General features: G+C 66.6%; 21 protein-coding genes. 10 read left to right on the forward strand and 11 right to left on the reverse strand.

The window, feature by feature from the left end; translation table 11 throughout:
- Nucleotides 1–825 precede the first annotated feature (825 nt).
- Nucleotides 826–4,518 carry a vitamin B12-dependent ribonucleotide reductase gene (locus tag H7H34_RS11310; protein ID WP_120267817.1) on the forward strand — a complete coding sequence of 1,231 codons (3,693 nt, stop codon included), beginning with the start codon at nucleotides 826–828 and terminating at the stop codon, nucleotides 4,516–4,518.
- 97 nt (nucleotides 4,519–4,615) lie between these two features.
- Here the strand turns inward: H7H34_RS11310 and H7H34_RS11315 are convergent, their stop codons facing one another.
- From H7H34_RS11315 to nirK, 7 genes are all read right to left on the reverse strand, one after another.
- On the reverse strand, nucleotides 4,616–5,062 hold the full coding sequence (locus tag H7H34_RS11315; protein WP_185925241.1) for a hypothetical protein: 447 nt from the start codon (nucleotides 5,060–5,062) through the stop codon (nucleotides 4,616–4,618).
- Complete coding sequence (locus H7H34_RS11320; RefSeq protein ID WP_185925242.1) at nucleotides 5,059–6,255, reverse strand: NnrS family protein; 1,197 nt, start codon at nucleotides 6,253–6,255, stop codon at nucleotides 5,059–5,061. The genes H7H34_RS11315 and H7H34_RS11320 overlap by 4 nt, the downstream gene beginning before the upstream one ends.
- A 90-nt stretch (nucleotides 6,256–6,345) precedes the next feature.
- Nucleotides 6,346–6,783, reverse strand: coding sequence for a pseudoazurin (locus H7H34_RS11325; RefSeq protein ID WP_067218050.1), 438 nt, complete (start codon nucleotides 6,781–6,783; stop codon nucleotides 6,346–6,348).
- Between the two features lie 96 nt (nucleotides 6,784–6,879).
- Nucleotides 6,880–8,337 (reverse strand): cytochrome c oxidase accessory protein CcoG, encoded by a 1,458-nt coding sequence (ccoG, locus tag H7H34_RS11330; protein ID WP_185925243.1) that lies wholly within the window; start codon nucleotides 8,335–8,337, stop codon nucleotides 6,880–6,882.
- Between the two features lie 157 nt (nucleotides 8,338–8,494).
- Nucleotides 8,495–8,896, reverse strand: coding sequence for a hypothetical protein (locus tag H7H34_RS11335; protein WP_185925244.1), 402 nt, complete (start codon nucleotides 8,894–8,896; stop codon nucleotides 8,495–8,497).
- Nucleotides 8,881–9,735 (reverse strand): SUMF1/EgtB/PvdO family nonheme iron enzyme, encoded by an 855-nt coding sequence (locus H7H34_RS11340; RefSeq protein ID WP_185925245.1) that lies wholly within the window; start codon nucleotides 9,733–9,735, stop codon nucleotides 8,881–8,883. Before H7H34_RS11340 ends, H7H34_RS11335 begins: the two co-directional genes overlap by 16 nt.
- A gap of 66 nt (nucleotides 9,736–9,801) precedes the next feature.
- Nucleotides 9,802–10,929, reverse strand: coding sequence for a copper-containing nitrite reductase (gene nirK, locus H7H34_RS11345; protein WP_185925246.1), 1,128 nt, complete (start codon nucleotides 10,927–10,929; stop codon nucleotides 9,802–9,804).
- Nucleotides 10,930–11,076: 147 nt separating this feature from the next.
- Between nirK and H7H34_RS11350 the strand changes: the two genes are divergently transcribed.
- Nucleotides 11,077–11,781, forward strand: coding sequence for a Crp/Fnr family transcriptional regulator (locus H7H34_RS11350; protein WP_120267810.1), 705 nt, complete (start codon nucleotides 11,077–11,079; stop codon nucleotides 11,779–11,781).
- Here H7H34_RS11350 and H7H34_RS11355 read toward each other — a convergent pair.
- Nucleotides 11,753–12,082 (reverse strand): DUF6522 family protein, encoded by a 330-nt coding sequence (locus H7H34_RS11355; protein WP_185925247.1) that lies wholly within the window; start codon nucleotides 12,080–12,082, stop codon nucleotides 11,753–11,755. The two genes, H7H34_RS11350 and H7H34_RS11355, sit on opposite strands and share 29 nt — an antisense overlap.
- Before the next feature lie 4 nt (nucleotides 12,083–12,086).
- Entirely contained in the window at nucleotides 12,087–12,326 is a 240-nt protein-coding gene (locus H7H34_RS11360; RefSeq protein ID WP_120267808.1) for a DUF1858 domain-containing protein, read from the reverse strand.
- A gap of 134 nt (nucleotides 12,327–12,460) precedes the next feature.
- Between H7H34_RS11360 and H7H34_RS11365 the strand changes: the two genes are divergently transcribed.
- The 8 genes from H7H34_RS11365 (at nucleotide 12,461) to H7H34_RS11400 (ending at nucleotide 19,105) form a co-directional block, all read left to right on the forward strand.
- On the forward strand, nucleotides 12,461–13,687 hold the full coding sequence (locus H7H34_RS11365; protein WP_185925248.1) for an NnrS family protein: 1,227 nt from the start codon (nucleotides 12,461–12,463) through the stop codon (nucleotides 13,685–13,687).
- Nucleotides 13,688–13,931: 244 nt separating this feature from the next.
- Nucleotides 13,932–14,126: a periplasmic nitrate reductase, NapE protein gene (locus tag H7H34_RS11370; RefSeq protein ID WP_185925249.1), complete on the forward strand. Its 195-nt coding sequence runs from the start codon at nucleotides 13,932–13,934 to the stop codon at nucleotides 14,124–14,126.
- Between the two features lie 10 nt (nucleotides 14,127–14,136).
- Nucleotides 14,137–14,640, forward strand: a complete 504-nt coding sequence (napF, locus tag H7H34_RS11375; RefSeq protein WP_185925250.1) for a ferredoxin-type protein NapF — start codon at nucleotides 14,137–14,139, stop codon at nucleotides 14,638–14,640.
- Entirely contained in the window at nucleotides 14,633–14,884 is a 252-nt protein-coding gene (locus H7H34_RS11380; RefSeq protein ID WP_185925251.1) for a chaperone NapD, read from the forward strand. The genes napF and H7H34_RS11380 overlap by 8 nt, the downstream gene beginning before the upstream one ends.
- 2 nt (nucleotides 14,885–14,886) lie before the next feature.
- Nucleotides 14,887–17,388, forward strand: coding sequence for a periplasmic nitrate reductase subunit alpha (napA, locus tag H7H34_RS11385; RefSeq protein ID WP_185925252.1), 2,502 nt, complete (start codon nucleotides 14,887–14,889; stop codon nucleotides 17,386–17,388).
- Entirely contained in the window at nucleotides 17,361–17,846 is a 486-nt protein-coding gene (locus H7H34_RS11390; protein WP_120267802.1) for a nitrate reductase cytochrome c-type subunit, read from the forward strand. Before napA ends, H7H34_RS11390 begins: the two co-directional genes overlap by 28 nt.
- Before the next feature lie 3 nt (nucleotides 17,847–17,849).
- Nucleotides 17,850–18,545, forward strand: coding sequence for a cytochrome c3 family protein (locus H7H34_RS11395; RefSeq protein WP_185925253.1), 696 nt, complete (start codon nucleotides 17,850–17,852; stop codon nucleotides 18,543–18,545).
- 113 nt (nucleotides 18,546–18,658) lie between these two features.
- Entirely contained in the window at nucleotides 18,659–19,105 is a 447-nt protein-coding gene (locus H7H34_RS11400; protein ID WP_185925254.1) for a hypothetical protein, read from the forward strand.
- Nucleotides 19,106–19,130: 25 nt separating this feature from the next.
- Here the strand turns inward: H7H34_RS11400 and H7H34_RS11405 are convergent, their stop codons facing one another.
- Nucleotides 19,131–20,084: a D-alanyl-D-alanine carboxypeptidase family protein gene (locus H7H34_RS11405; protein WP_245165053.1), complete on the reverse strand. Its 954-nt coding sequence runs from the start codon at nucleotides 20,082–20,084 to the stop codon at nucleotides 19,131–19,133.
- Nucleotides 20,085–20,184: 100 nt separating this feature from the next.
- Complete coding sequence (locus tag H7H34_RS11410; protein WP_208996633.1) at nucleotides 20,185–21,792, reverse strand: EAL domain-containing protein; 1,608 nt, start codon at nucleotides 21,790–21,792, stop codon at nucleotides 20,185–20,187.
- Nucleotides 21,793–21,827 lie beyond the last annotated feature (35 nt).

A 21,827-nucleotide genomic window follows, 5' to 3' on the forward strand; every position in this document is an offset into this window, starting at 1 on the left:
GCGGGACAAGACGATTTTCGGACAAACTTCCTAAAATTGCGGCGAGTTCAGTGTTATTTTCTCAAAAATTGAGCCGATTCTACGCGAACTCGCGAAAATCGCCTCGCTGGAAATGGCGGTTTTCCGCCGTTTCTACCTGAGCGGGGAAAGAGGCTTGCAATCCCCGCCCCCGCTTTTGCGGGGATAACCGGCCCGGCGGGGCATGCTGGCTGGCGGGGATAAGGCACAGAGCCGCCCGTATTGCCCGTCCGCTGGCGGCGGGCCGCATTTGCCGGCAAAAGGCCGATTCGTCCCTCATCCTCGTTATCCACACGGACACACTACATTTTGCGTTCGGGCAAAAAGTGACCACAACAGGTTGCTCACAACGCTTGACGCTCACCAACGATTCACCCTACCTTTGGGGCGTCAGGTAATCGCAGCAAGGTTGGGGCCGGCGACAAGCCGTGCGTGCCCCGCGTCCTCATCAACTGCAGCAGCGTATCCGGGGTCTCCCGGTTTCGGCGTCACGACCGCGGCGGTTCGCGACGTCGGAAAATTGCGCCTCGCGTTGACGATATATCGTGACACAAAAGCGATGGCCTACTATATCTAGGCATCATCCAAGGATAACGACCGCGGCTACAGGTTGCGGCATTCAAACAGGCAGGCAGGCGACGGCCGGCGCATCGCAAGACGCGCAGGTTCGGCGGCGTGGCCGCCCTGCCCGCTCGCGGCCGATCCGCGATCGGTACCGACGCGGCCTGGCCGCGACATCAATTCATGCGGCTTGGCCGCGACAGACATGGCCGGCCCGATGGCCGGATACACGAAAGGGGCTTTTGGATGAAGATCGAGCGGCGCTACACGAGGGAGGGCCAGTCTCCCTATGCCGACATCGCGTTTCGCGTTGCCACCAGCGAGATTCGCAATCCGGACGGCTCGATCGTCTTCCGGCTTGAAAACATTGACGTTCCGGCCCAGTTCTCGCAGGTCGCGGCCGACATCCTGGCACAGAAGTACTTCCGCAAGGCCGGCGTCCCGGCCCGCCTGAAGCCGGTCGAGGAGAACACCGTTCCCTCCTGGCTGTGGCGCCAGGAAGCCGACCAGAAGGCGCTGAAGAAGCTGCCCGAGGAGGAGCGCTACGGCTCCGAGACCGACGCCCGCCAGGTGTTCGACCGTCTCGCCGGCACCTGGACCTACTGGGGCTGGAAGGGCGGCTACTTCGACAGCGAGGCCGACGCCCAGGCCTTCTACGACGAGCTGCGCTACATGCTGGCGACCCAGAAGGTCGCCCCCAACAGCCCGCAGTGGTTCAACACCGGCCTGCACTGGGCCTATGGCATCGACGGCCCGAGCCAAGGCCACTTCTATGTCGATTTCCAGACCGGCGAGCTGACCCGCTCGGCGACCGCCTATGAGCATCCGCAGCCGCATGCCTGCTTCATCCAGTCGGTCGAGGACGATCTCGTCAACGAGAACGGCATCATGGACCTGTGGGTCCGCGAGGCGCGCCTGTTCAAGTACGGCTCCGGCACCGGCTCCAACTTCTCCCGCGTTCGCGGCGAAGGCGAGAAGCTGTCGGGCGGCGGCAAGTCCTCCGGCCTGATGAGCTTCCTGAAGATCGGCGACCGCGCCGCCGGCGCCATCAAGTCGGGCGGCACCACGCGCCGCGCCGCCAAGATGGTTGTGGTCGACATCGACCATCCGGACATCGAGGACTACATCAACTGGAAGGTCCGCGAGGAGCAGAAGGTCGCCGCCCTCGTCACCGGCTCGAAGATCTGCCAGAAGCACCTGACCGCCATCATGAAGGCCTGCGTCAACTGCGAGGCGGACAACGGCGACTGCTTCGACCCGGCCAAGAACCCGGCGCTCAAGCGCGAGATTCGCGCCGCCAAGAAGATGATGGTGCCGGAGAACTACATCCAGCGCGTCATCCAGTTCGCGCGCCAGGGCTTCACCAAGATCGAGTTCCCGACCTACAACACCGACTGGGATTCGGAGGCCTACCTCACGGTTTCCGGCCAGAATTCCAACAACTCGGTGCGCGTGACGGACGGCTTCCTCACCGCCGTGATGGATGACGGCGACTGGAGCCTGACCGCCCGCAAGGACGGCCGCGTCACCAAGACGCTGAAGGCCCGCGAGCTGTGGGAGCAGATCGGCTATGCCGCCTGGGCCTCGGCCGATCCCGGCATCCAGTACCACACCACCATCAACGACTGGCACACCTGCCCGGCCTCCGGCGAGATCCGTGCGTCGAACCCGTGCTCCGAGTACATGTTCCTCGACGACACGGCCTGCAACCTCGCCTCGCTGAACCTGCTGCAGTTCCGTGAGGCCAACGGCAATTTCGACGTCGAGTCCTACGAGCACTGCGTCCGCCTTTGGACCGTCGTGCTCGAGGTGTCGGTGCTGATGGCGCAGTTCCCGTCCAAGGAGATCGCGGAACTCTCCTACCGCTACCGCACGCTCGGCCTCGGCTACGCCAATATCGGCGGCCTGCTGATGACCTCGGGCATTCCCTATGACAGCGACGAGGGCCGCGCGATCTGCGGTGCCCTGACCGCGATCATGACCGGCGTCGCCTACGCCACCTCGGCCGAGATGGCCGGCGAGCTCGGCCCCTTCCCGGGCTATGCGGACAATGCCCAGCACATGCTGCGCGTCATCCGCAACCATCGCCGCGCCGCCTACGGCGAGGCCTCCGGCTACGAGGGCCTGAGCACCCTGCCCGTGCCGCTCGACCATGCCTCCTGCACGCAGCCGATCCTGATCGAGCGGGCAAAGCTCGCCTGGGACCGCGCACTGGAGCTCGGCGAAAAGCACGGCTACCGCAACGCCCAGTCGACGGTCATCGCGCCCACCGGCACGATCGGCCTCGTCATGGACTGCGACACGACCGGCATCGAGCCCGACTTCGCGCTGGTGAAGTTCAAGAAGCTGGCCGGCGGCGGCTACTTCAAGATCATCAACCGCGCGGTGCCGGAAGCCCTTCGCACCCTCGGCTATTCCGAGAGCGAAATCGCCGAGATCGAGGCCTATGCGGTCGGTCACGGCTCGCTCGACCAGGCGCCGGCGATCAACCCGTCGACGCTTCGCTCGCGCGGCTTCGACGATGAGGCGCTGGCCAAGGTCGCCGGTGCGCTCAAGTCCGCCTTCGACATCAAGTTCGTGTTCAACCGCTGGACGCTGGGCGACGACTTCCTGACCAAGGCGCTGAACGTGCCAGCCGAGAAGCTGGACGACCCGGACTTCGAGCTGCTGGCGCATCTCGGCTTCTCCCGCCAGGAGATCGAGGCCGCCAACACCCATGTCTGCGGTGCCATGACGCTGGAGGGCGCGCCCTTCCTGAAGACCGAGCACTACCCGGTCTTCGACTGCGCCAACCCGTGCGGGCGTCTGGGCAAGCGCTTCCTGTCGGTGGAGAGCCACATCCGCATGATGGCGGCGGCCCAGCCGTTCATCTCCGGCGCGATCTCCAAGACGATCAACATGCCGAACGACGCCACCGTCGCCGACTGCAAGGAGGCCTACCTGCTCTCCTGGCGCCTGGCGCTGAAGGCCAACGCCCTCTACCGCGACGGTTCCAAGCTGTCGCAGCCGCTGAACTCCCAGCTCCTGTCCGATGTGGACGAGGACGAGGAGGATGCGGTCGAGGCCCTGGTCGCCCAGCCGCAGGCTGCGCGCGCCGAGATCGTCGCCGAGAAGATCGTCGAGCGGATCGTCGAGCGTGTCGTTCGCCAGCAGGAGAAGCTGCCGACCCGCCGCAAGGGTTACACCCAGAAGGCCAAGATCGGCGGACACACGATCTTCCTGCGCACCGGCGAATACGATGACGGCCGCCTCGGCGAGATCTTCATCGACATGAACAAGGAAGGCTCGGCCCTGCGCGCCTTCATCAACAACTTCGCCATCTCGGTGTCGCTCGGCCTGCAATACGGCGTGCCGCTGGAGGAGTATGTCGACGCCTTCATCTTCACCAAGTTCGAGCCGGCGGGCATGGTGCAGGGCAACGACGCGATCAAGAACGCCACCTCGGTGCTCGACTACGTGTTCCGCGAGCTGGCCGTGTCCTATCTGGACCGCCACGAGCTGGCCCACGTTCCGCCGGAGGTCTTCGGCCAGTCGGCCAAGGCCTCGGCTGAGGCCGAGGAGCGCGGCGGCAAGGGGCACCAGGGCGTCGTCTCGCACGGCCTGATCCGCGGCCAGACCGAGCGCTTCCGCCTTGTCGGCGGCGGCGAGCCGGCCGGCAGCCTGACCAAGGCGATCGCTGCCGAGCTCGGCAATGCGCCGATCGCGCAGACGACGGCGGTGGCTGCCGCCTTCGCCCGCGGCTCGGAAGCGGCCGCCCGGGTCGAGATCAGCACGACCGCCCCTGCCCAGCAGGCACCGAGCGCGGCCGAGCGGATCGCCCAGGCCCGCATGAAGGGCTACGAGGGCGAGAGCTGCCCGGAATGCGCCAACTTCACGATGGTGCGCAACGGCACCTGCCTGAAGTGCGATACCTGCGGCAGCACCAGCGGCTGCAGCTGAGGCAAGGGCCGGCTCGCCCGGCCCAACCAGACAACGAGGCCCCGGACATCACCCGATGTCCGGGGCCTTGTCGTTTCAAGAGAGGTTTCGCGCGCCCTCACTGCCTTCGCAAGGACACCGCCAGCGGCAGGAAGAGTGCCGTGAGGAATGCGGCGGCCTGGATAGCGCCATCGGCCTGCGCGAAGCGGGCGAAATGGCGCGGCACGGGGATCCCGCACAGGAACACCGCCACCAGCGCATCGCTGACGACGAGCGCCAGTGCCGTCAGCACGGCGAGCGCGAGGGCAGGGCGCGGCGTCAGCAGCCCCCAGGGCATCAATGCGGTGGCAAGCAGCCCGGCCGAGACCAGCCATATCGCCTCCAGCAGCGCGCCGGCCAGCGGGCCGGCAGCCGGATCGACCAGCACCGCGCGGGCCGAACCGGACAGAAGATAGGCGGCGAGCAGGATAGCGAAGAAGCGGCAGGCGGCAAGGCGCAGCGCGGCACAGGGCGTGATGGCCGGCAGCACGCGGATCGCATCGGAGTCACCGGTAGTGGCGGTCATGGCCGACGCACCGGCAGGCCCGGCCGCCACAGCAGCATGCGCGCATAGCCGGCGGCAAAGAGCAGATAGGCCAGCGCCCACAGCAGCGCGGCGCAGGCGAAGAGGTGCACCATCCAGTGGCCGCCCCAACCTGTCGCATAGGGCGCAAGCACCCGGGCCGCCGCGCCGAGCGCGACGAGCGCGTAGATCGCCACTTCCAGCCGACCGGCGGCCAGCGGATAGCCGGAATGGCCCCGGCTCGCCCGCGTCATCACCGCCAGCGTCATCATGCCGAAAGTACCGGCGGTCCACACATGGGCGGCGGCGGAAGGCTCCAGCACGCCGGGAAGCAGGATCGACAGGCCCTCCAGCACGAAGCCAAGCGGCACGGTGGCAAAGCCCAGATGCAGGATCAGCAGCAGCGGATCGCTGCGCGTCGCCAGCCCGCACCAGCGCGACAGGCGCACCCCATTGGCCAGGCCCGCGGCCAGCATCAGCAGCGCGGTCGCAAGATGATCGGGAACCGCGATCCAGACGCCTAGAGCTGCCGCGGAGACCAGCATGGTCGCCCCGTCGAGCCGCGAGAAACCGGCCGGAAGCGCGAGGGCACGCCGCTGCATCAGCCAGTTGCGGGTGAAGGCGGGAATGATCCGCCCGCCGATCAGCATGACCAGCAGAAGCACCACAGCGATCCCGGCACGCGCGGCATGGTCGGCAAGGCCGGTCAGCGCAGCTTCCGTGTGGAAGGCTGCGTTGGCAAAGCCGTAGAGCGCCACGATCGCGACGATGCGCAGGTTGCGCAGATTGCCGCCGGCGACCACCTCGCGGGCGAAGACGGCGACCAACGCGAGCGGAAAGGCAAGATCAACGGCCATCGCCGCCCAGGCTCCCGTCAACGCGGAGAGCGTGACGGCAATGCGCCCGGCGAGCCAGACAAGCACGAGCACAAGCAGCTCGCCGCCGGCGACGGGCGGGCGGCCGGTCCAGTTGGCAACCGCCGTCAGCGCAAAGCCGGCGATGATCGCCGAGACCCCGCCGAACAGCATGGTGTGGATGTGCCAGTCGCGGGGGGCGAAGGCGGACGGGAGGTCCAGATGACCGGAGAGGATCGGGATCCAGGCCAGTACCGACAGGGCCATCGACAGCGCGCCGAGGAAGAAAAAGGGGCGAAAGCCCCCGGTCAGCCAATAGGTGTCGCGAAGGGATCTGCTCATGTCCCGCCTCCTGATACCCCTCCCGTCAAGCGGACGGCGCGAGGGGGAAGTCGCGCGCCGTCCGGCCCGGCCGTACTTGCCGCCGGCAGCTCACAGGCCGCCGAGCAGCTCCGCGAAGACCTTCTTCGCCTTGCCCGGCGTCTTGACCGCCTTGGCGTCGTCGAGGTTCACCGGATCGCCGACGACGACGGCAGCGACCATGCCCATGGCGAAATGCGGCTTGCACTTGATCCCGTAGACGCCTTCCTGGGTGAAGGTCACGGAGACGTCCTTGTTCATTTTGCCGGCGAAGGCTTCGGCGCCCTCGGGCAGCATGCCCGGTACGGTCTCGGCGTTGTGGCTGGGATTGGTGGCGCGGAAATGCACGGTATCGCCGGGAGCGATCCTGATGAGATCCGGCTCGAACACCATGACGCCCTTGGCGCCCTTGTTGAGCATCTTCACCTCATGCTCTGCCGCCATGGCGACGGTCCCCGACAGGGCGGCGACGGTGGCAAGAGCAAGGGCGAACATCCGTGTGCGTTTCATCTCGGTCTCCATTGAGCGGACCACCGCGGTCCGTTGTCTGAAGGAATATTCGTCTTGCTGCGCTGCAACGTTGTGCCAGCGCAAAGTCGGAGAAACTTATGGAATCTTGAAGAAATCCGAGGCCGTGACACTCTCCCCGCTGACCGGGTCGGCAAGGCGGAACGTGATCGGCCCGGCAGCGGACGGCTCGGCAGCCACGGTCACGCGCAGCCGCCGGCTGCCCCGCTCGTCGAGCAGGACGGCAATCCCCTCAGCCTGCGGATCGACATTGCCGGCCGTGCGCAGTTCGGCATGGCCGGCGGCCTCGCCCTCGATGCCGAGCAGCAAGGTGCCCCCTGCCCCGGCGACGTGCGAGACACGGATCTCGTAAGCGTTACGCACCCGCCCGTCCGACAGCTCAACCGCCACCGGATTGCGCTCATGGGCCACGCTGAGCGACAGGGTCGCCCTGGTCGCAACCACCATCACGATGGCGACGGCCGTCGCAAGGCCGGCCAGCGCCAGCGCGGCGGTCTTCGCCCGCACCAGCCGCACCGGCACCCTGGCCTCGCCCTTGCGGCCGCGCTCGATATTGGTCCAGCTCTCGTAGTCGATCAGCCCGCGCGGCCGGTCGAGCTTCTGCATGGTCGTGTCGCAGGCATCGACGCACAGGCCGCAATTGATGCAGGCAAGGTTCGGCCCCTCGCGGATGTCGATGCCCATCGGGCAGACATTGACGCAGGCCATGCAGTCGACGCAGTCGCCGGCCGGCAGGCCACTTGCGCGGGCAGTCGCCGCCTTCTTGGCCGACATGCGCGCCTCGCCGCGATAGTCGCGATAGGCGACGCCGAAGGCTTCCGCGTCCCAGACGGCCCCCTGCAGGCGCGGCCAGGGGCACATGTAAGTGCACATCTTCTCGCGGGCGAACCCGGCCAGCGCATAGGTCGTCAGCGTCAGGGTCAGCACCGCGCCATAGGCGACGCTGGAGGCATTGCCGGTGAAGATGTCGCGCAAAAGGGTCGGCGCGTCGGCGAAATAGAGCGCGAAGGCCCCGCCGGTGCCGGCGGCGATCGCCAGCCAGATCGCGTGCTTCACCCCGCGCCGGAGGACGCGCGCGGGCGTCATCGGCAGGTAGAGCTGGCGCAGCCGCTCGCGGCGGTCGCCCTCCAGCTGCCGCTCGACCCACAGGAAGAGATCCGTCCACACGGTCTGCGGGCAGAAGAAGCCGCACCAGATCCGGCCCGCCACCACATTGGAGAGGACCAGAACGATGGTCGCGAGCACCAGCAGGCCGGTCAGCAGGTAGAGCTCCTGCGGCCTGAGCTCCAACCCAGCAAGATGGAAGCGCAGCTGCGCCAGATCGAACAGGATCGCCTGGCCGGGCTGGTCGGGGCCGCGGTCGTAGCGCAGGAACGGCAGCACGTAGTAGAGCGCAAGGCAGAGCCCGACGGCCGCCCATTTCAGCCGGCGGAACCGGCCGCTGACCGACTGCGGCACGACCGGCTGGCCGGGCCCGATAGCAGGCGCGGCGCCAATAGCGGGCTTGCGGTGCAAGGTGGTGGGGTGAAAAGTCATCGCCGGTCTCCGTCCGCCAGCAAGGGCAAGGGCGTCGCCGGAGCAACCGGTCAGCCCTCCCCTGGCTGCTGGCGACGCCTGACCCTAGGCACCGGGCGGCGAGCGCTCTTTGTGCCGGGACAAAGAACGGAGCGAATTGGCAAGGACCGCGCGAATGTCAGATCTGACCGCCGGCCTCCCCCTCGCCGGTGGCCTCGAGCCGCCCGGCCAGCATCTCCAGACAGGCCGCACCTTCCGAGGCCGTACGGCCGATGGTGCGGAACGTGTCGGCGATCAGCAGGCAGTCGTCCGGACCGAGCTGCTCGCCCGTCCCCTCGCGCAGGTCGTCGAGATAGGCGATGAAGCCGGCAAGCCGCATCGCACGGGTGCGTGCGGCCTCCATCAGCCGCCGGCGCGCGCGCCGCGCCTCCAGCTCGGCAAAGAGCGAGACCGCCCGCTCCACCTGGTCCTGGCAGTCGCAGGGCAGCCCCATTTCATGCAGCACATGGGCCAGCCGCGACAGCACGTCCTCGTCGCTGTTGCGAAGGGCCGGCCCGACGCCGCCTAAAGGCCGATCCATGTCTTCAACCATTGCAGGGCACCGGGTTCATCGCGCACCAGCCGGATGCCGAGATTGGCGGGCGGAATGCCGACCGAGCAGGCGCCGGCCTTGGGATCGCGAAAAAAGGTGGTCATATAGGCCCGGTGGCTGCCTTGCGCGATGCGGATGCCGCAGTTCTCGACGACACTTTCCGCATCCGTGACCGGATCGAAGCGATGGCGCAGGTAGCAACTTTCGGTCCATTCCCAGACGTTGCCGCCCATATCCAGAAGGCCATGCTCGTTGCTGCCGAAGTGGCCGACCGGCCGGGGCGTCGGATCGACATCGGCGCCGCGTGCGGTCTCCGCCTCGTAGAGCGCGATCCAGCGCCGCGAGGGATCCTGGGCATCGGCAATGTCGGTCAAGGCGTCGTCGCGATAGCGCGATCCGGCAGCGAGCGACCATTCCCTGTCGGTCGGCAGGCGCCAGGTCTCTCCGGTTTCCCGGCTGAACCAGGCGGCGTAGGCGGCCGCGTCGTACCAGTTGATGCCGACGACCGGCATCTCCTCGTCCTGGGGCGTATCGAGAGCAAGACAGCCCCCGGCGGCGACGCAGCGCCCGTACTCGCCCGCCGTCACCTGACGGCGCATGATCTCGAAGGGACGCTTGAGCGAGATCGCCTCGAGCGGCGCGTTGGTCGCGGTGCGCCCGACGAGATATTCGCCCGGAAGACGGTAGGTGATGGTGCTTTCCTCGATCCGCACCACCTCCGGCAAGCCCACCGGTTCGGCTGCTCCCGGCAACGCGGCACCGGCCACAAGTGGCAGCGACAAAACCGCAAAGAGCGGCAGGAGTGTCGTTTTCCGTTTCGCGAGCATGGCAGCGTCTCCCCGGTTGGCAAGGCGACAGCCCGCCGTCGCGGGCTGTCGGTTTCGGCTTTGCGGTTACTGGACCGCGATGGGGGCCGGAGCGCTGACCTGCATCATCAGGTCGTTGTTCCACTCGCCCTCGACCTTGACGTGGCCGGTGGCGCCGAGCTCAGCCGCCTCGATGAGGTTGTGGTTCACGTAGGCGTAGATGCCCGGCTGCAGGAACTCGTAGATCGCCACCGCCGCGCTGCCGCCGCGCACGAACCAGGTCTCCAGGTCGCGCTCGGGCGGGTTGGCGAACTTGCCGGTCTCCCAGACCAGGTCGCCGTGGCCGCCGATCAGATGCGGACGGGTGTCGCGATTGGCGGTGCTGTGGATGAACATCACCCGCTCGCCGACCTTCGCGGTCATGGCCTTGTCGCCTGTCAGCGAGTTCTTCGCGCCGTTGAAGACCACGTGGGTCGGGATCAGCCCGCGCATCACCTCCAGCGTATCGGCATACGATTCGCCGACGCTCTCGAAGGTCATGTAATTGCCGTGCTCGTCCTTCGGGATGTAGAGGTCGAATTCGCCGATCGTGTAGGCCGTGTCGTAGGTGACGGGGGTGCCCCGCTCGTCCTTCAGTCCGTCGCGCGGCAGCACCATCAGCGTGCCGCTCATGCCCGACACCACATGCCAGGGCACCATGCCCGGAGGTGCGCAGTGATAGACGAAGGTGCCGGTGCGGGTCGCCTTGAAGCGCAGCGTCGCCTGCTCGCCCGGATTGATCAGGGTCAGCGCGGCGCCGCCGAGCGCGCCGGTGGCGGCGTGGAAGTCGATGTTGTGGGGCATCTCGTTGGTCTCGGGATTGACCAGCGTCAGCTCCACGTAATCGCCCTCATGGACAACCATGGTCGGCCCGGGCATCGTGCCGTTGAAGGTCATCGCTTGGAACGTTGTTCCCTGATCATCAACGACGACCGTCTTCTCCTCGATGGTCATGGTGAATTCGACGATCTTCGGGGCGCCGGTGGCAACCCGGTCGTGGTCCATCACGGCGGGCGGCGCCACCAGGGTCGCCTGCACACGCTCCAGGTTCGCGGTCTGATCCGGCAGGTCCAGCGCATTCAGCGTCGGGTTTGCCGTTTCGTCAGCCAAGACCGGGACGACCGCCATCAGAGTGGCCATTGCGGTCCCGATCAGTGCGGTACGTCTCGTGATCATGATGTATTCCTTTCCTGTCGTGCGTCGTTTTCGACAAGTTCAGGAAACACCCGTTCGGAGGTTTTCTTTTTGCGAAAAGGCAAACAAGGCCGGCATCCAAGACCGGCACCCCTGCGACAAAATGGCATCTGAGGAGGGAACCACGGAATGCCGCCTGCACAACTTGACCGCTCCCTGATCCGGGACCTGACGATCTTCCAGTCGATGTCGGAAGAAGACCTCGATGCAGTGCTGGCCATGGCGGTCAGCCGCAGATACGCCATCGGCGCGACCGTCTTTGCGCAAGGAGAACCGGCGAGCGAGTTCTTCGCCCTTCTGCACGGCCGGCTGAAGGTGGTGCAGACAACGCCGGACGGGCAGCAGGTGGTGGTGCGCCATGTCAGCCCAGGCGATATTTTCGGCATCGCGCGGGCGATGCGGCGCACCGACTATCCGGCGACCGCCTCGGCCGTCGTCGACAGCCTGGCCCTCGTCTGGCCGTCCAGCCAATGGGACTCGTTCATCGCCCGCAGCCCCGTGCTGGCGATGAATGCGCTGCAGACCGTGGGCCAGCGCCTGCAGGACGCGCACACGCGCATCCGCGAACTGTCTACGGAGGAAGTGGAGCGGCGGGTGGCGCACGCCTTGCTGCGCCTCGTCAACCAGGCCGGCCGCAAGACCGAGGACGGCATCCTCATCGACTTTCCGGTGACCCGGCAGGATATCGCCGAGATGACCGGCACGACGCTTCACACGGTGAGCCGGGTGATGACCTCATGGGAAGCCCAGGGGCTGGTGTCCAGCGCCCGCAAGAAGGTGGTCGTGTGCAACGCACACAAGCTGTTCATGCTCGCCGAGCGGTCGACCGACTGATCCCGCCGTCCGGCGGCAGGCGCATCTCGCGCGGCAGCGGCCGGTCGCCAAAGTCGACCAGCGACCGGCGGAGCGGGCGGCCTTCCTCATCGGTTATGACGGTCAGCCGGGCATTGGCGTGGAAGGCTTCCAGCCGCCAGGTCCCGGCGTCCTCGTCGATGCCGCGATAGACCCTGCCCGTCACCGCGCCGGCACGAAGCCGTTCGCGGAAGTCCTCCGCCGACAGGCCGAACCCTTCGGCCAGCACGTCGGCATCGATGGCGAAGTCGCCCGAGACGGCCGTATCCGTGCTGTCGGCCATGACGTCACCCGGCGCCGGTCATGGCGGCATCGAGCTCGCCAAGAAAGGCATCAAGCGCGATGCCGTGCTCGCGGCACGCTTCCTCGACATCGTGGATGCGCGCGACCGGACAGCCGATGCACATCATCTTGTGACGGATGAACACGGCGATGGTGGAGCGGTAGTCGCTCATCAAGTCCCCGACAAGCGTTTCCGGCCCGACCCGTCTGGCCGCTCCGGCGTTGGAACCCTGATAGCTGGACATGGGAGAACTCCCCTTGCAACGTTAGACAGAAGTCTAGGCCTCCCTTACGCCCGCGTCTTTGCGCGGGAACAACGAAGCAGGCGAATTCCGCGGCTAGTCCTGCAAGCGTCCCCCAACTTGCAAGGACGCCGGCAATGGCACCGCACACCCGTCCCCTTCCCACAAACGCCCTCTCCCTCGCGCGCAGCCCTGCCATGGGCGCCGCACCGAGGCGGATCACGGACGGCTGGTGGCTCGCCGTCGCCTTCCGCCCGCTGTTCCTCGCAGCCGCGCTGCAGGCGGCGGCAGCCGTGCCGCTATGGATCTGGATCTATACGTCCGGCATCGCCGAAGTCGCCGGCCTGCCGGCGATGACCTGGCACGCGCATGAAATGGTCTTCGGCTTCCTGCCGCCGATCATGGCCGGCTACCTGCTGTCGGCAACGCCGAACTGGTCGGGCCGCCTGCCCACTGCCGGCCGGCCGCTGGCCCTGCTGGTCGGTCTGTGGCTCGCCGGGCGCTTGGTGCCTCTTGCTGCCCCCTTGCCCCTCGCGCTTGCCGCCGATGCCGCCTTTCCGCTCGCCGTCTCGGCGCTGCTGATCCGCGAAATGCGGCTGGGGCGCAGCGGCCAGTCGCGGCACGGACTGATGCTGTTTCCCGTGCTGGCGGCCGCAGCTCTCGCCCATCGGCTGCTGGGCGACGATCCGGAAATGGCCGCGACCATGGCGCGAACCGGGATCGCCGTGGCAGCGCTGCTGATCTCCGCCGTCGGCGGGCGCCTCGTGCCCAGCCTGACGCGCAACGCCCTGGCCGGACGCGGTGCCGAGCGGGTGCCCGCCCCCTATGGCCGCTTCGACATCTTCGTGCTGCTGGCGACCAGCGTTGCCCTGCCGGCCTGGGTCCTGGCGCCGGGCGCGCTCGCGACCGGAGTGCTTCTGGCCGGTGCCGGCCTCTTGCAGCTTGCCCGCCTGCTGCGCTGGCGCGGATGGCTGCTGCGGCGCGGCGACATCCTCGCTCTTCATGCCGGCTATGCCTGGCTGGTGGCCGGTTTGCTGCTGGCGGCCCTCTCGGCATTGCCGTACTCCGGCGTGCCCGCCGATAGCGCGCTTCACGCACTGACCACCGGCGCGATCGGCAGCATGACGCTTGCGGTCATGAGCCGCCTGGCAACCACGCGCGGCCCCGGTGGCCATGCCGGACAGCGGCTTTGCGCGGTTGCCTTGCTGCTCGTCAATGCCGGCGCGCTGCTGCGCGTGGCGGCTCCGCTGCTCCCCGAACACTACCTGCATCTGCTGGGTGCCGGCGCCGCGTTGTGGAGCCTCGCCTACCTCCTCTTCGCAAGCGCACAAGTCCAGCCGCTGCGCAGCAGCGTCTCGCGTTGAGCACGCGCAATATTCAAATATTAGAGACAATAGAATGAAGGCTACTAATCTCGGAATTACGACGATTTTATGAAATAAAAATCTCATCAAAATTACCGTTGCACGGCAAAAGTACGGATATTTATAGGTCAGCAACCTTCACTCAATTCCTGACTACGGAGTTTTGCGCATTGATAAGGCACTTTTTTATGATCAGACTACTTTTCAAGTCACGGCAACACCATCCGAAAGGACGCGTGTCGATATGACCGGATCGGGGGAGAATGGTGCCGGCACCGCGGATCGGCGGCGCTGGCGCACGGAATTTCTGGCCTTTCTGGTGCTGGCCTTCGGCGTCTGGCCTTTCGTGGCCGTCGCGGTGGTCGGCGCCTACGGCTTTGCCGTGTGGATGCTGCAACTGCTGTTTGGCCCTCCCGGGCCGCCGACAGCGCTGCATTGAGGTGCGGACCATGACCCTGCCCTTCGATGCATCAAGACGGCGTTTTCTCACCGGCCACCCACATGAAGCCGAACCCCCGGGCACGCTGCTCCCGCCTTGGCTGTCGGCCGGCGCACTGGCCCGCTGCACCGGATGCGGCGCCTGTATCGATGCCTGCCCGACCGGCATTGTGGAGCTGGCGCGCGAGCGCCCGGCCCTGTCCTTCGCCTCAGGCGAATGCACCTTTTGCGGCGCCTGCGCCGAGGTTTGCCCGGAGAACCTGTTCGATCGCACGCGGGAAGCTCTGCCCTACAGGCCTCAGATCGCCGCGCACTGTCTGCCGCGGGCCGGCATCGACTGTCAGGCCTGCCGCGATGCCTGTCCGCAGGAGGCGATCCGCTTTCCTCCTCGCCGCGGCGGTCCGTTCCTGCCGCAGGTGACGGCCTCGCTGTGTACCGGCTGCGGCGCCTGCGTCGCGCCCTGTCCCGTCTCGGCAATCACACTCGCCCCCATGTCGGAGGCATGCGATGCCTGACACCCCCACCGTCCCCCTCGCCATTTCCAGCGCCGTCGTCTCGGTCCTTCCGGGCCGGCTGGACAGCATTGCCGCGACCCTTTCCGACCTTCCCGGGGTAGAGGTCCGCGCCGCCGAGGGCAGCAAGATCGTCATCGTCCTGGAGGCACCGCGCGGCGAGACCGGCAAGCAGCTGGTCGAGATCGCCCTGCTCGACGGCGTGGTGTCCGCCAACATGGTTTTCGAACATATCGAGGAGGTCTGACGATGGAGCTTGAGCTCTCCAGACGCGACATGATCAAGGCGCAGGCCGCAGCCGTCGCGGCGGCAGCCGCCGGCATCGCCCTGCCCGCCGCCGCCCAGCCGGTCCCCGGCGGCATCGGCACACTCGACATCAAGTGGTCGAAGGCGCCCTGCCGTTTCTGCGGCACCGGCTGCGGCGTCATGGTCGGCGTGAAGGAAGGACAGGTGGTCGCCACCCATGGCGACATGCAGGCAGAGGTCAATCGCGGCCTCAACTGCATCAAGGGCTACTTCCTGTCGAAGATCATGTATGGCGAGGACCGCCTGACCACGCCCCTGATGCGCAAGCGCGGCGGCAGCTATCACAAGGACGGCGAATTCGAGCCGGTATCCTGGGACGAGGCCTTCGACCTGATGGCGAAGAAGGCCAAGGAAACGCTGGCGGCCAAGGGCCCGACCGCGCTCGGCATGTTCGGCTCCGGCCAGTGGACGATCTTCGAGGGCTACGCCGCCACCAAGCTGATGCGGGCGGGCTTCCGCTCCAACAACCTCGATCCCAACGCCCGCCACTGCATGGCCTCCGCCGCAACCGCCTTCATGCGCGCCTTCGGCATGGACGAACCGATGGGCTGCTACGACGATTTCGAGCATGCCGATGCCTTCGTGCTGTGGGGCTCGAACATGGCGGAGATGCACCCGATTCTGTGGACCCGGCTCGCCGACCGGCGGCTCGGCCACGAGCATGTCCGCGTCGCGGTGCTGTCGACCTTCACCCATCGCAGTATGGACCTTGCCGACATCCCGGTCGTGTTCAAGCCGGGCACCGATCTGGCGATCCTCAACTACATCGCCAACCACATCATCGAGACCGGCCGCGTGAACGAGGACTTCGTGCGCGACCATGCGGTGTTCATGACCGGCCAGACCGATATCGGCTACGGCCTGCGCCCAGACAACGAGCTGGAACTCAAGGCCACTGGAGCCGGCGATCCGGGCAAGATGGAGCCGGCCGACTTCGAGACCTTCCGCAAGCTGGTGTCGGAATACACGCTGGAGCGGGTGTCGGAACTGTCCGGTGTCGAGCCCGACTTCCTGCGCGAGCTCGCCGAGCTCTATGCCGACCCGGACCGCAAGGTCATGTCGCTGTGGACCATGGGCTTCAACCAGCATGTGCGCGGCGTGTGGGCCAACCACATGGTCTACAACCTGCATCTTCTGACCGGGAAGATCTCCGAGCCGGGCAACAGCCCCTTCTCGCTGACCGGCCAGCCCTCCGCCTGCGGCACGGCACGCGAGGTCGGAACCTTCGCCCACCGCCTGCCGGCCGACATGGTGGTGACCAACCCCGAGCACCGCAAGCATGCGGAGGAGATCTGGAAACTCCCCGAGGGCCTGCTGCCGGACAAGCCGGGCTACCATGCCGTCCTGCAGGACCGGATGCTGCGCGACGGCAAGCTCAACTGGTACTGGGTCCAGGTCAACAACAACGTCCAGGCCGCCCCCAACAGCAGCCAGGAGACCTATCCCGGCTATCGCAACCCGGACAATTTCATCGTCGTCTCCGATGCCTATCCGACGGTGACGGCGCTCGCCGCCGACGTCATCCTGCCGGCCGCCATGTGGGTGGAGAAGGAAGGCGCCTACGGCAATGCCGAGCGGCGCACCCATGTGTGGCACCAGCTGGTCACCGCCAAGGGCGAGGCCCGTTCGGACCTGTGGCAGCTGATGGAGTTCTCCAAGCGCTTCACCACGGACGAGGTGTGGCCCGCCGAGATGCTCGACGCCAACCCCGGCTATCGCGGCAAGACGTTATTCGACGTGCTGTTTCGCAACGGCAATGTCGACCGCTTCCCTCTGTCGGAGATCAATCCCGATTACGAGAACCAGGAGGCGAAGGACTTCGGCTTCTACGTCCACAAGGGACTGTTCGAAGAATATGCCGAGTTCGGCCGCGGCCACGGCCACGACCTGGCGCCCTACGACCGCTATCACGAAGTGCGGGGGCTGCGCTGGCCGGTGGTCGACGGCGAGGAAACCCGCTGGCGCTACCGCGAGGGATACGATCCTTACGTGAAGCCGGGCGAAGGCATGCGCTTCTACGGCCGCAAGGATGGACGGGCGGTGATCCTCGCCGTGCCTTACGAGCCGCCGGCGGAAGTGCCGGACGAGGAGTTCGACCTGTGGCTGGTGACCGGGCGGGTGCTGGAGCACTGGCATTCCGGGTCCATGACCATGCGCGTGCCCGAGCTCTACAAGGCCTTCCCCGGCGCCCGCGTCTTCATGCACCCCGACGATGCCCGCGACCGCGGCCTGAACCAGGGCACCGAGGTGACGGTCACCTCCCGGCGCGGCGAGATCCGCTCGCGCATCGAGACGCGCGGGCGCAACCGCATGCCGCGCGGCGTGATCTTCGTGCCGTGGTTCGACGCCAGCCAGCTGATCAACAAGGTCACGCTCGACGCCACCGATCCCATCTCCAAGCAGACGGATTTCAAGAAATGCGCAGTCAAGGTCTCCACCGCGTAGCCGCGCCCGCGCTGCTTGCCGGCCTTCTCGTGTTCGCCGTCGGCCTTGCGCTGCCGGCCTTCTCCCAGGATGCCCCGCGCCTGCGCGGAGCGCCCCAGCCGATGGAAAACGCCGCAGCTCCCCCCGTCGCCAAATGGGTGACGGACGATGTCCGCAAGATGCGCGCCTATCCCGAGCAGCCGCCGGTCATTCCGCACTCGATCGAGGGCTACCAGCTCTCGGTCAACACCAATCGCTGCCTGTCCTGTCACAAGCGGGAATACACGCAAGGCTCCGGCGCGCCGATGATCAGCGTCACCCACTACATGGACCGCGAGGGCCAGATGCTCGCCGATGTGTCGCCCCGCCGCTACTTCTGCACCATGTGCCATGTGCCGCAGTCGGATGCCGCACCGCTGGTTTCCAACACGTTCCGCGACATGAGCGAGCTCGGCGCCAGGCCGGCCGGGAGCCAATAGGCCATGTGGAGCCGCGTAAAATCCCTCGCCCGCCAGGCCTGGGCCGTCTTCGCAAGGCCGAGCGTACATTTCGGCCTGGGGTTCCTGACGCTCGGCGGCTTCATCGGCGGCGTCATCTTCTGGGGCGCGTTCAACACGGCGCTGGAGGTGACCAACACCGAGGCCTTCTGCATCAGCTGCCACGAGATGAAGGACAACGTCTACGAGGAGCTGACGCAGACGGTGCACTTCTCCAACCGCTCGGGCGTGCGCGCCTCCTGCCCCGACTGCCATGTGCCGCACAACTGGACGGACAAGATCGCCCGCAAGATGCAGGCCTCCAAGGAGGTCTGGGGCCACCTTTTCGGCACCATCAGCACACGGCGTAAGTTCCTCGACCACCGGCTGGAACTGGCCAAGCACGAATGGGCGCGACTGAAGGCCAACGACAGCCTGGAGTGCCGCAACTGCCACTCCTCCGTCGCGATGGACTTCACCCGGCAGACCGACCGGGCGGCGGCGATCCACCAGCGCTATCTCGTCAGCGGCGAAGCCACCTGCATCGACTGCCACAAGGGAATCGCCCACCAACTGCCCAACATGGAGAATGTCGAGCCCGGCTGGCGCATGCCGCCGGAGCTAACCAGTTCCGATGGCGCCGACCCAGCGGCCCTGCAGCATCTCTCGGGATACCTGTCCCAGGTTACTGATCGCCGGTAACTTTCATCACAAGCAGTGTGAACGGACCGTCACAATCGCGAAATTCCATGCTAGTCTTGCGCTGTTTGGTCCGGACGGGAGGATTGGTCCGGACCATTCCGGGGAGCGAGACCATGGACGCATCGGACAAGGTCGCGGGCACGGAATTCGTGCGGCTGGCGAAGCGAATGACGGCCAATCTGGCCATGCTTGGGGTGTTGCTCGTCGCAGAGCCCGCCGCCGCCGACGACCTTATGCCCGGAGAGCATATTGGCGCGAACATCAACGAGATCTCCAACACCCTGTCCGAGCACGGCTACATCACCCTGCGCTACGTCCACAAAAACGGCAGGATCGAGATCGTCGCGCGCAAGGATGGCGATGACGTCTTCCTGATGATCGACGCGGAAACCGGAATTTTGCAGACCGCCGTTCACAAGGACGGCGAACCGCTGCTTCACCACCCGCCGGCCGCAGTACCGCCTCCCAAGGAGGAGGAGGAGGAACCTCAGCGTCCCGCTGGAAGAGCCCAGCACGGGGACCGTCTGTCCGCCTTGCTCGTGGCTGTGTCCGCGAGCTGATCGCCGGACACTCCGGCCAGCTGCCTCACAGATACTGTTCGATCAGCTCGGTGACCTGCCGGTCGCGCGCGCCCTCGCTCTCGCCGCCGAAGACGACGGCGATGACGCTACGGCCGCCCCGATGCGCCGAAGCCGCCAGGTTGTAGCCGGAATCGCGGATATAGCCGGTCTTGATCCCATCGACGCCCGCAACGCGGCCAAGCAGGTTGTTGGTCGCCTGATAGGTGCGCCCCTCGTAGGTGAAGCTGCGCGCCGTGAAGGCGCTGGCGCGCGACGCATGCCGGCTCTTCAGCGCCCGCGACAGGATCGCCATGTCCCGGGCGGTCGTGACCTGCTGCGGATCTGGAAGGCCCGAGGCATTGACGAAACGGGTGTTCCGCATGCCAAGGCTCCGCGCCTTGGCGGTCATCTGCGCCGCAAAGGCCGCCTCGGATCCGCCGAGGTTTTCCGCAACCGCGATGGCGACGTCATTGGCGGACTTCACGGCCAGCGCCTGGATTGCCTGCGACACCGTGAGCCGGCCACCCGCCTTCAGCCCGATGCGCGCCGGCGGCTGGCTTGCCGCCTTGGCCGAAATGAGAAGCGGAGTGTCGACGTTCACCCGCCCTTCCGACAGCGCATCGAACAACAGATAGAGCGTCATCATCTTGGTGAGGGAGGCCGGATAGCGCAGCGCGTCCGCATCCTTCTCATGCAGCACGGCACCGGTGGCCGCATCGACGACGATGGCCGCATGGGCCCGCCGCTGGGCGTTGCCCTGCGGCGCAAGCGCCAGCTCGGATCCCGGCATCGCGCCGACGGGCGCGGGCAAGGCGGGAAGCGCGGCAACCTGGACGGCGGCGGCCTGCGACCGCGAGGCCTGCTGAGAGGTGGAGGCCGCGGTCTGGCATCCGGCCAGCGCCAGGGAAACGGCGATGACGAGGACGGCGCGGCGCCAGCGAGGCGCGACAGGAACTGTCGCCGTGGTCAGAGCGTGCAAAGGTCCGGCTCCAGATGAGAAGGCTGATCGGCGCGCACCTTATCGGATCGCAGTCGCGCGCAAAAGGTCCCGGCGCATGCACGCCGCGCGCATCCGCTCCTCAGGCGACGAGAGCCTGGCCCATTCCTTCGGGCAGCGCGGACGCCCGCCCGCCGGACAGCGCCTGCGCCAGCTCGATGAACAGCTTGGCGGGCAAGGGCGGCGCGAAGATGTAGCCCTGGGCCGCCGACACGCCGAGTTCGCGCAGCCGCTCGATCTGTTCCATCGTCTCGACGCCCTCGGCAATGATGCCCATGCCCAGATTGTCGGCGAGCTCGACCATCGTATCGACGATGGTCGTCGAATTGTCGTCCGTCCCCAGGCTGTCGATGAACATCTTGTCGATCTTGATGATGTCGATGCCCAGCTTCTGGAGATAGGCGAAGCCGCCGTGGCCGGTGCCCACATCGTCCAGCGCCACGCGCACGCCGATCGCCTGCATCTCGGCGATGATCTTGCGGGCGGTGTCCATGTTGGACAGCGGCTGTCGCTCGGTCACCTCCATCACGATCTGCTGGAAGGCGATCTTGGACCCCCCATAGATCTCGGTAATGTCCTCGATTATCTGCCTGTCCTCGAAATGCCCGGCGAACAGGTTGATCGACAGCTTGCATTCCGGGTTCTGGAAATAGAGGTCGCCCACCTCGTCGCGGGTCTTGCGCATCACCTGCCGGGTCATCTCGAAGATGTGCCCCGAGGTTTCGGCAAAGGTCATGAAGGCGCCCGGCGAAATCACCGAACCGTCCGGCCGCTGCCAGCGCATCAGGACCTCGCAGCCGCGCAGGCGACCGGTCTCGATGTCCATGACGGGCTGATAATAGGGAATGAACTCCCCGCGCCGGATCGCCTGGACGAACTCGTCCTCCGCCTCGCTTTCGGGGCGCCAAGAGAACCAGACGCTGACGGCGACGAAGAGAATGGCGAAGCCGACACAGGCGATGGCCGCCACGACCTGCAGGTCGCGCACCAGATTGTCGGCGGCGGAGGCCGGCGCGGAGACGGTCGCAAGCATCGGATACTTCTCCGACGCCACTTCGACCACCAACTCGCTCTCGCCTTCACGGGCGTTGATGTTGCTGTATTCGCCCGAGCGCAGCCAGGTTACGCCGTCGCCGAGGCGCAGTTCCACATGCCGATAGGCGCGCAGGTATTCCGGTCCCGGATCGATGGCGATGGCGACCGGAGAAATCTCCGCCAGCAGGCGGTTTCCTGTGCCGATGCGCCAGCTGACCAGCGCGACCCGCGTGCCCTCGTAGACGCGATCGCGCATGCCGATGCCCACGAGAGGCGAATCCGCCTGCAGCACCGGCAACACCTGCCGCCCCTGCCCCGACTGGTCGGGAACGTTGCATATCATCACGCCATCGGAATTGACCACCCCGATCATCTGCACGAACGGAGCGTGGATCAGACCGGAGTGGAAGGCCTGACGGTCGGCGCCGGAACAGGTCACATGGCCGTTCTGATGCAGAGTCTGAAGCACCGACACCGCGTCGCCGATCGCCTTTTCTGCCCGCAGGACATAGCGCTCGGCGATCGCCTTCATCTCGGTCCGGGCCTGTGTTACGGCGTAGTTCGCGAGGATGTAATTGGCCGCAATCAGGGGGGCGATCGCCAGACCGAGGGCAATCACCAGTGTCTTCAGGAAACGGGTATAACGATGCGGCACGCGAGGATCCGGCATTGAACAGCCGGACCAGTATC

Origin of the sequence: Stappia sp. 28M-7 (assembly GCF_014252955.1) — a bacterium.
Classification (GTDB): Bacteria; Pseudomonadota; Alphaproteobacteria; order Rhizobiales; family Stappiaceae; genus Stappia.

Bases quoted from the DNA above. Each gene is read 5' to 3' on its own strand.
- H7H34_RS11310 (WP_120267817.1), top strand. From the start codon at position 826: ATGAAGATCGAGCGGCGCTACACGAGGGAGGGCCAGTCTCCCTATGCC.
- H7H34_RS11315 (WP_185925241.1), bottom strand. From the start codon at position 5,062: ATGACCGCCACTACCGGTGACTCCGATGCGATCCGCGTGCTGCCGGCC.
- H7H34_RS11320 (WP_185925242.1), bottom strand. From the start codon at position 6,255: ATGAGCAGATCCCTTCGCGACACCTATTGGCTGACCGGGGGCTTTCGC.
- H7H34_RS11325 (WP_067218050.1), bottom strand. From the start codon at position 6,783: ATGAAACGCACACGGATGTTCGCCCTTGCTCTTGCCACCGTCGCCGCC.
- ccoG (WP_185925243.1), bottom strand. From the start codon at position 8,337: ATGACTTTTCACCCCACCACCTTGCACCGCAAGCCCGCTATTGGCGCC.
- H7H34_RS11335 (WP_185925244.1), bottom strand. From the start codon at position 8,896: ATGGATCGGCCTTTAGGCGGCGTCGGGCCGGCCCTTCGCAACAGCGAC.
- H7H34_RS11340 (WP_185925245.1), bottom strand. From the start codon at position 9,735: ATGCTCGCGAAACGGAAAACGACACTCCTGCCGCTCTTTGCGGTTTTG.
- nirK (WP_185925246.1), bottom strand. From the start codon at position 10,929: ATGATCACGAGACGTACCGCACTGATCGGGACCGCAATGGCCACTCTG.
- H7H34_RS11350 (WP_120267810.1), top strand. From the start codon at position 11,077: ATGCCGCCTGCACAACTTGACCGCTCCCTGATCCGGGACCTGACGATC.
- H7H34_RS11355 (WP_185925247.1), bottom strand. From the start codon at position 12,082: ATGGCCGACAGCACGGATACGGCCGTCTCGGGCGACTTCGCCATCGAT.
- H7H34_RS11360 (WP_120267808.1), bottom strand. From the start codon at position 12,326: ATGTCCAGCTATCAGGGTTCCAACGCCGGAGCGGCCAGACGGGTCGGG.
- H7H34_RS11365 (WP_185925248.1), top strand. From the start codon at position 12,461: ATGGCACCGCACACCCGTCCCCTTCCCACAAACGCCCTCTCCCTCGCG.
- H7H34_RS11370 (WP_185925249.1), top strand. From the start codon at position 13,932: ATGACCGGATCGGGGGAGAATGGTGCCGGCACCGCGGATCGGCGGCGC.
- napF (WP_185925250.1), top strand. From the start codon at position 14,137: ATGACCCTGCCCTTCGATGCATCAAGACGGCGTTTTCTCACCGGCCAC.
- H7H34_RS11380 (WP_185925251.1), top strand. From the start codon at position 14,633: ATGCCTGACACCCCCACCGTCCCCCTCGCCATTTCCAGCGCCGTCGTC.
- napA (WP_185925252.1), top strand. From the start codon at position 14,887: ATGGAGCTTGAGCTCTCCAGACGCGACATGATCAAGGCGCAGGCCGCA.
- H7H34_RS11390 (WP_120267802.1), top strand. From the start codon at position 17,361: ATGCGCAGTCAAGGTCTCCACCGCGTAGCCGCGCCCGCGCTGCTTGCC.
- H7H34_RS11395 (WP_185925253.1), top strand. From the start codon at position 17,850: ATGTGGAGCCGCGTAAAATCCCTCGCCCGCCAGGCCTGGGCCGTCTTC.
- H7H34_RS11400 (WP_185925254.1), top strand. From the start codon at position 18,659: ATGGACGCATCGGACAAGGTCGCGGGCACGGAATTCGTGCGGCTGGCG.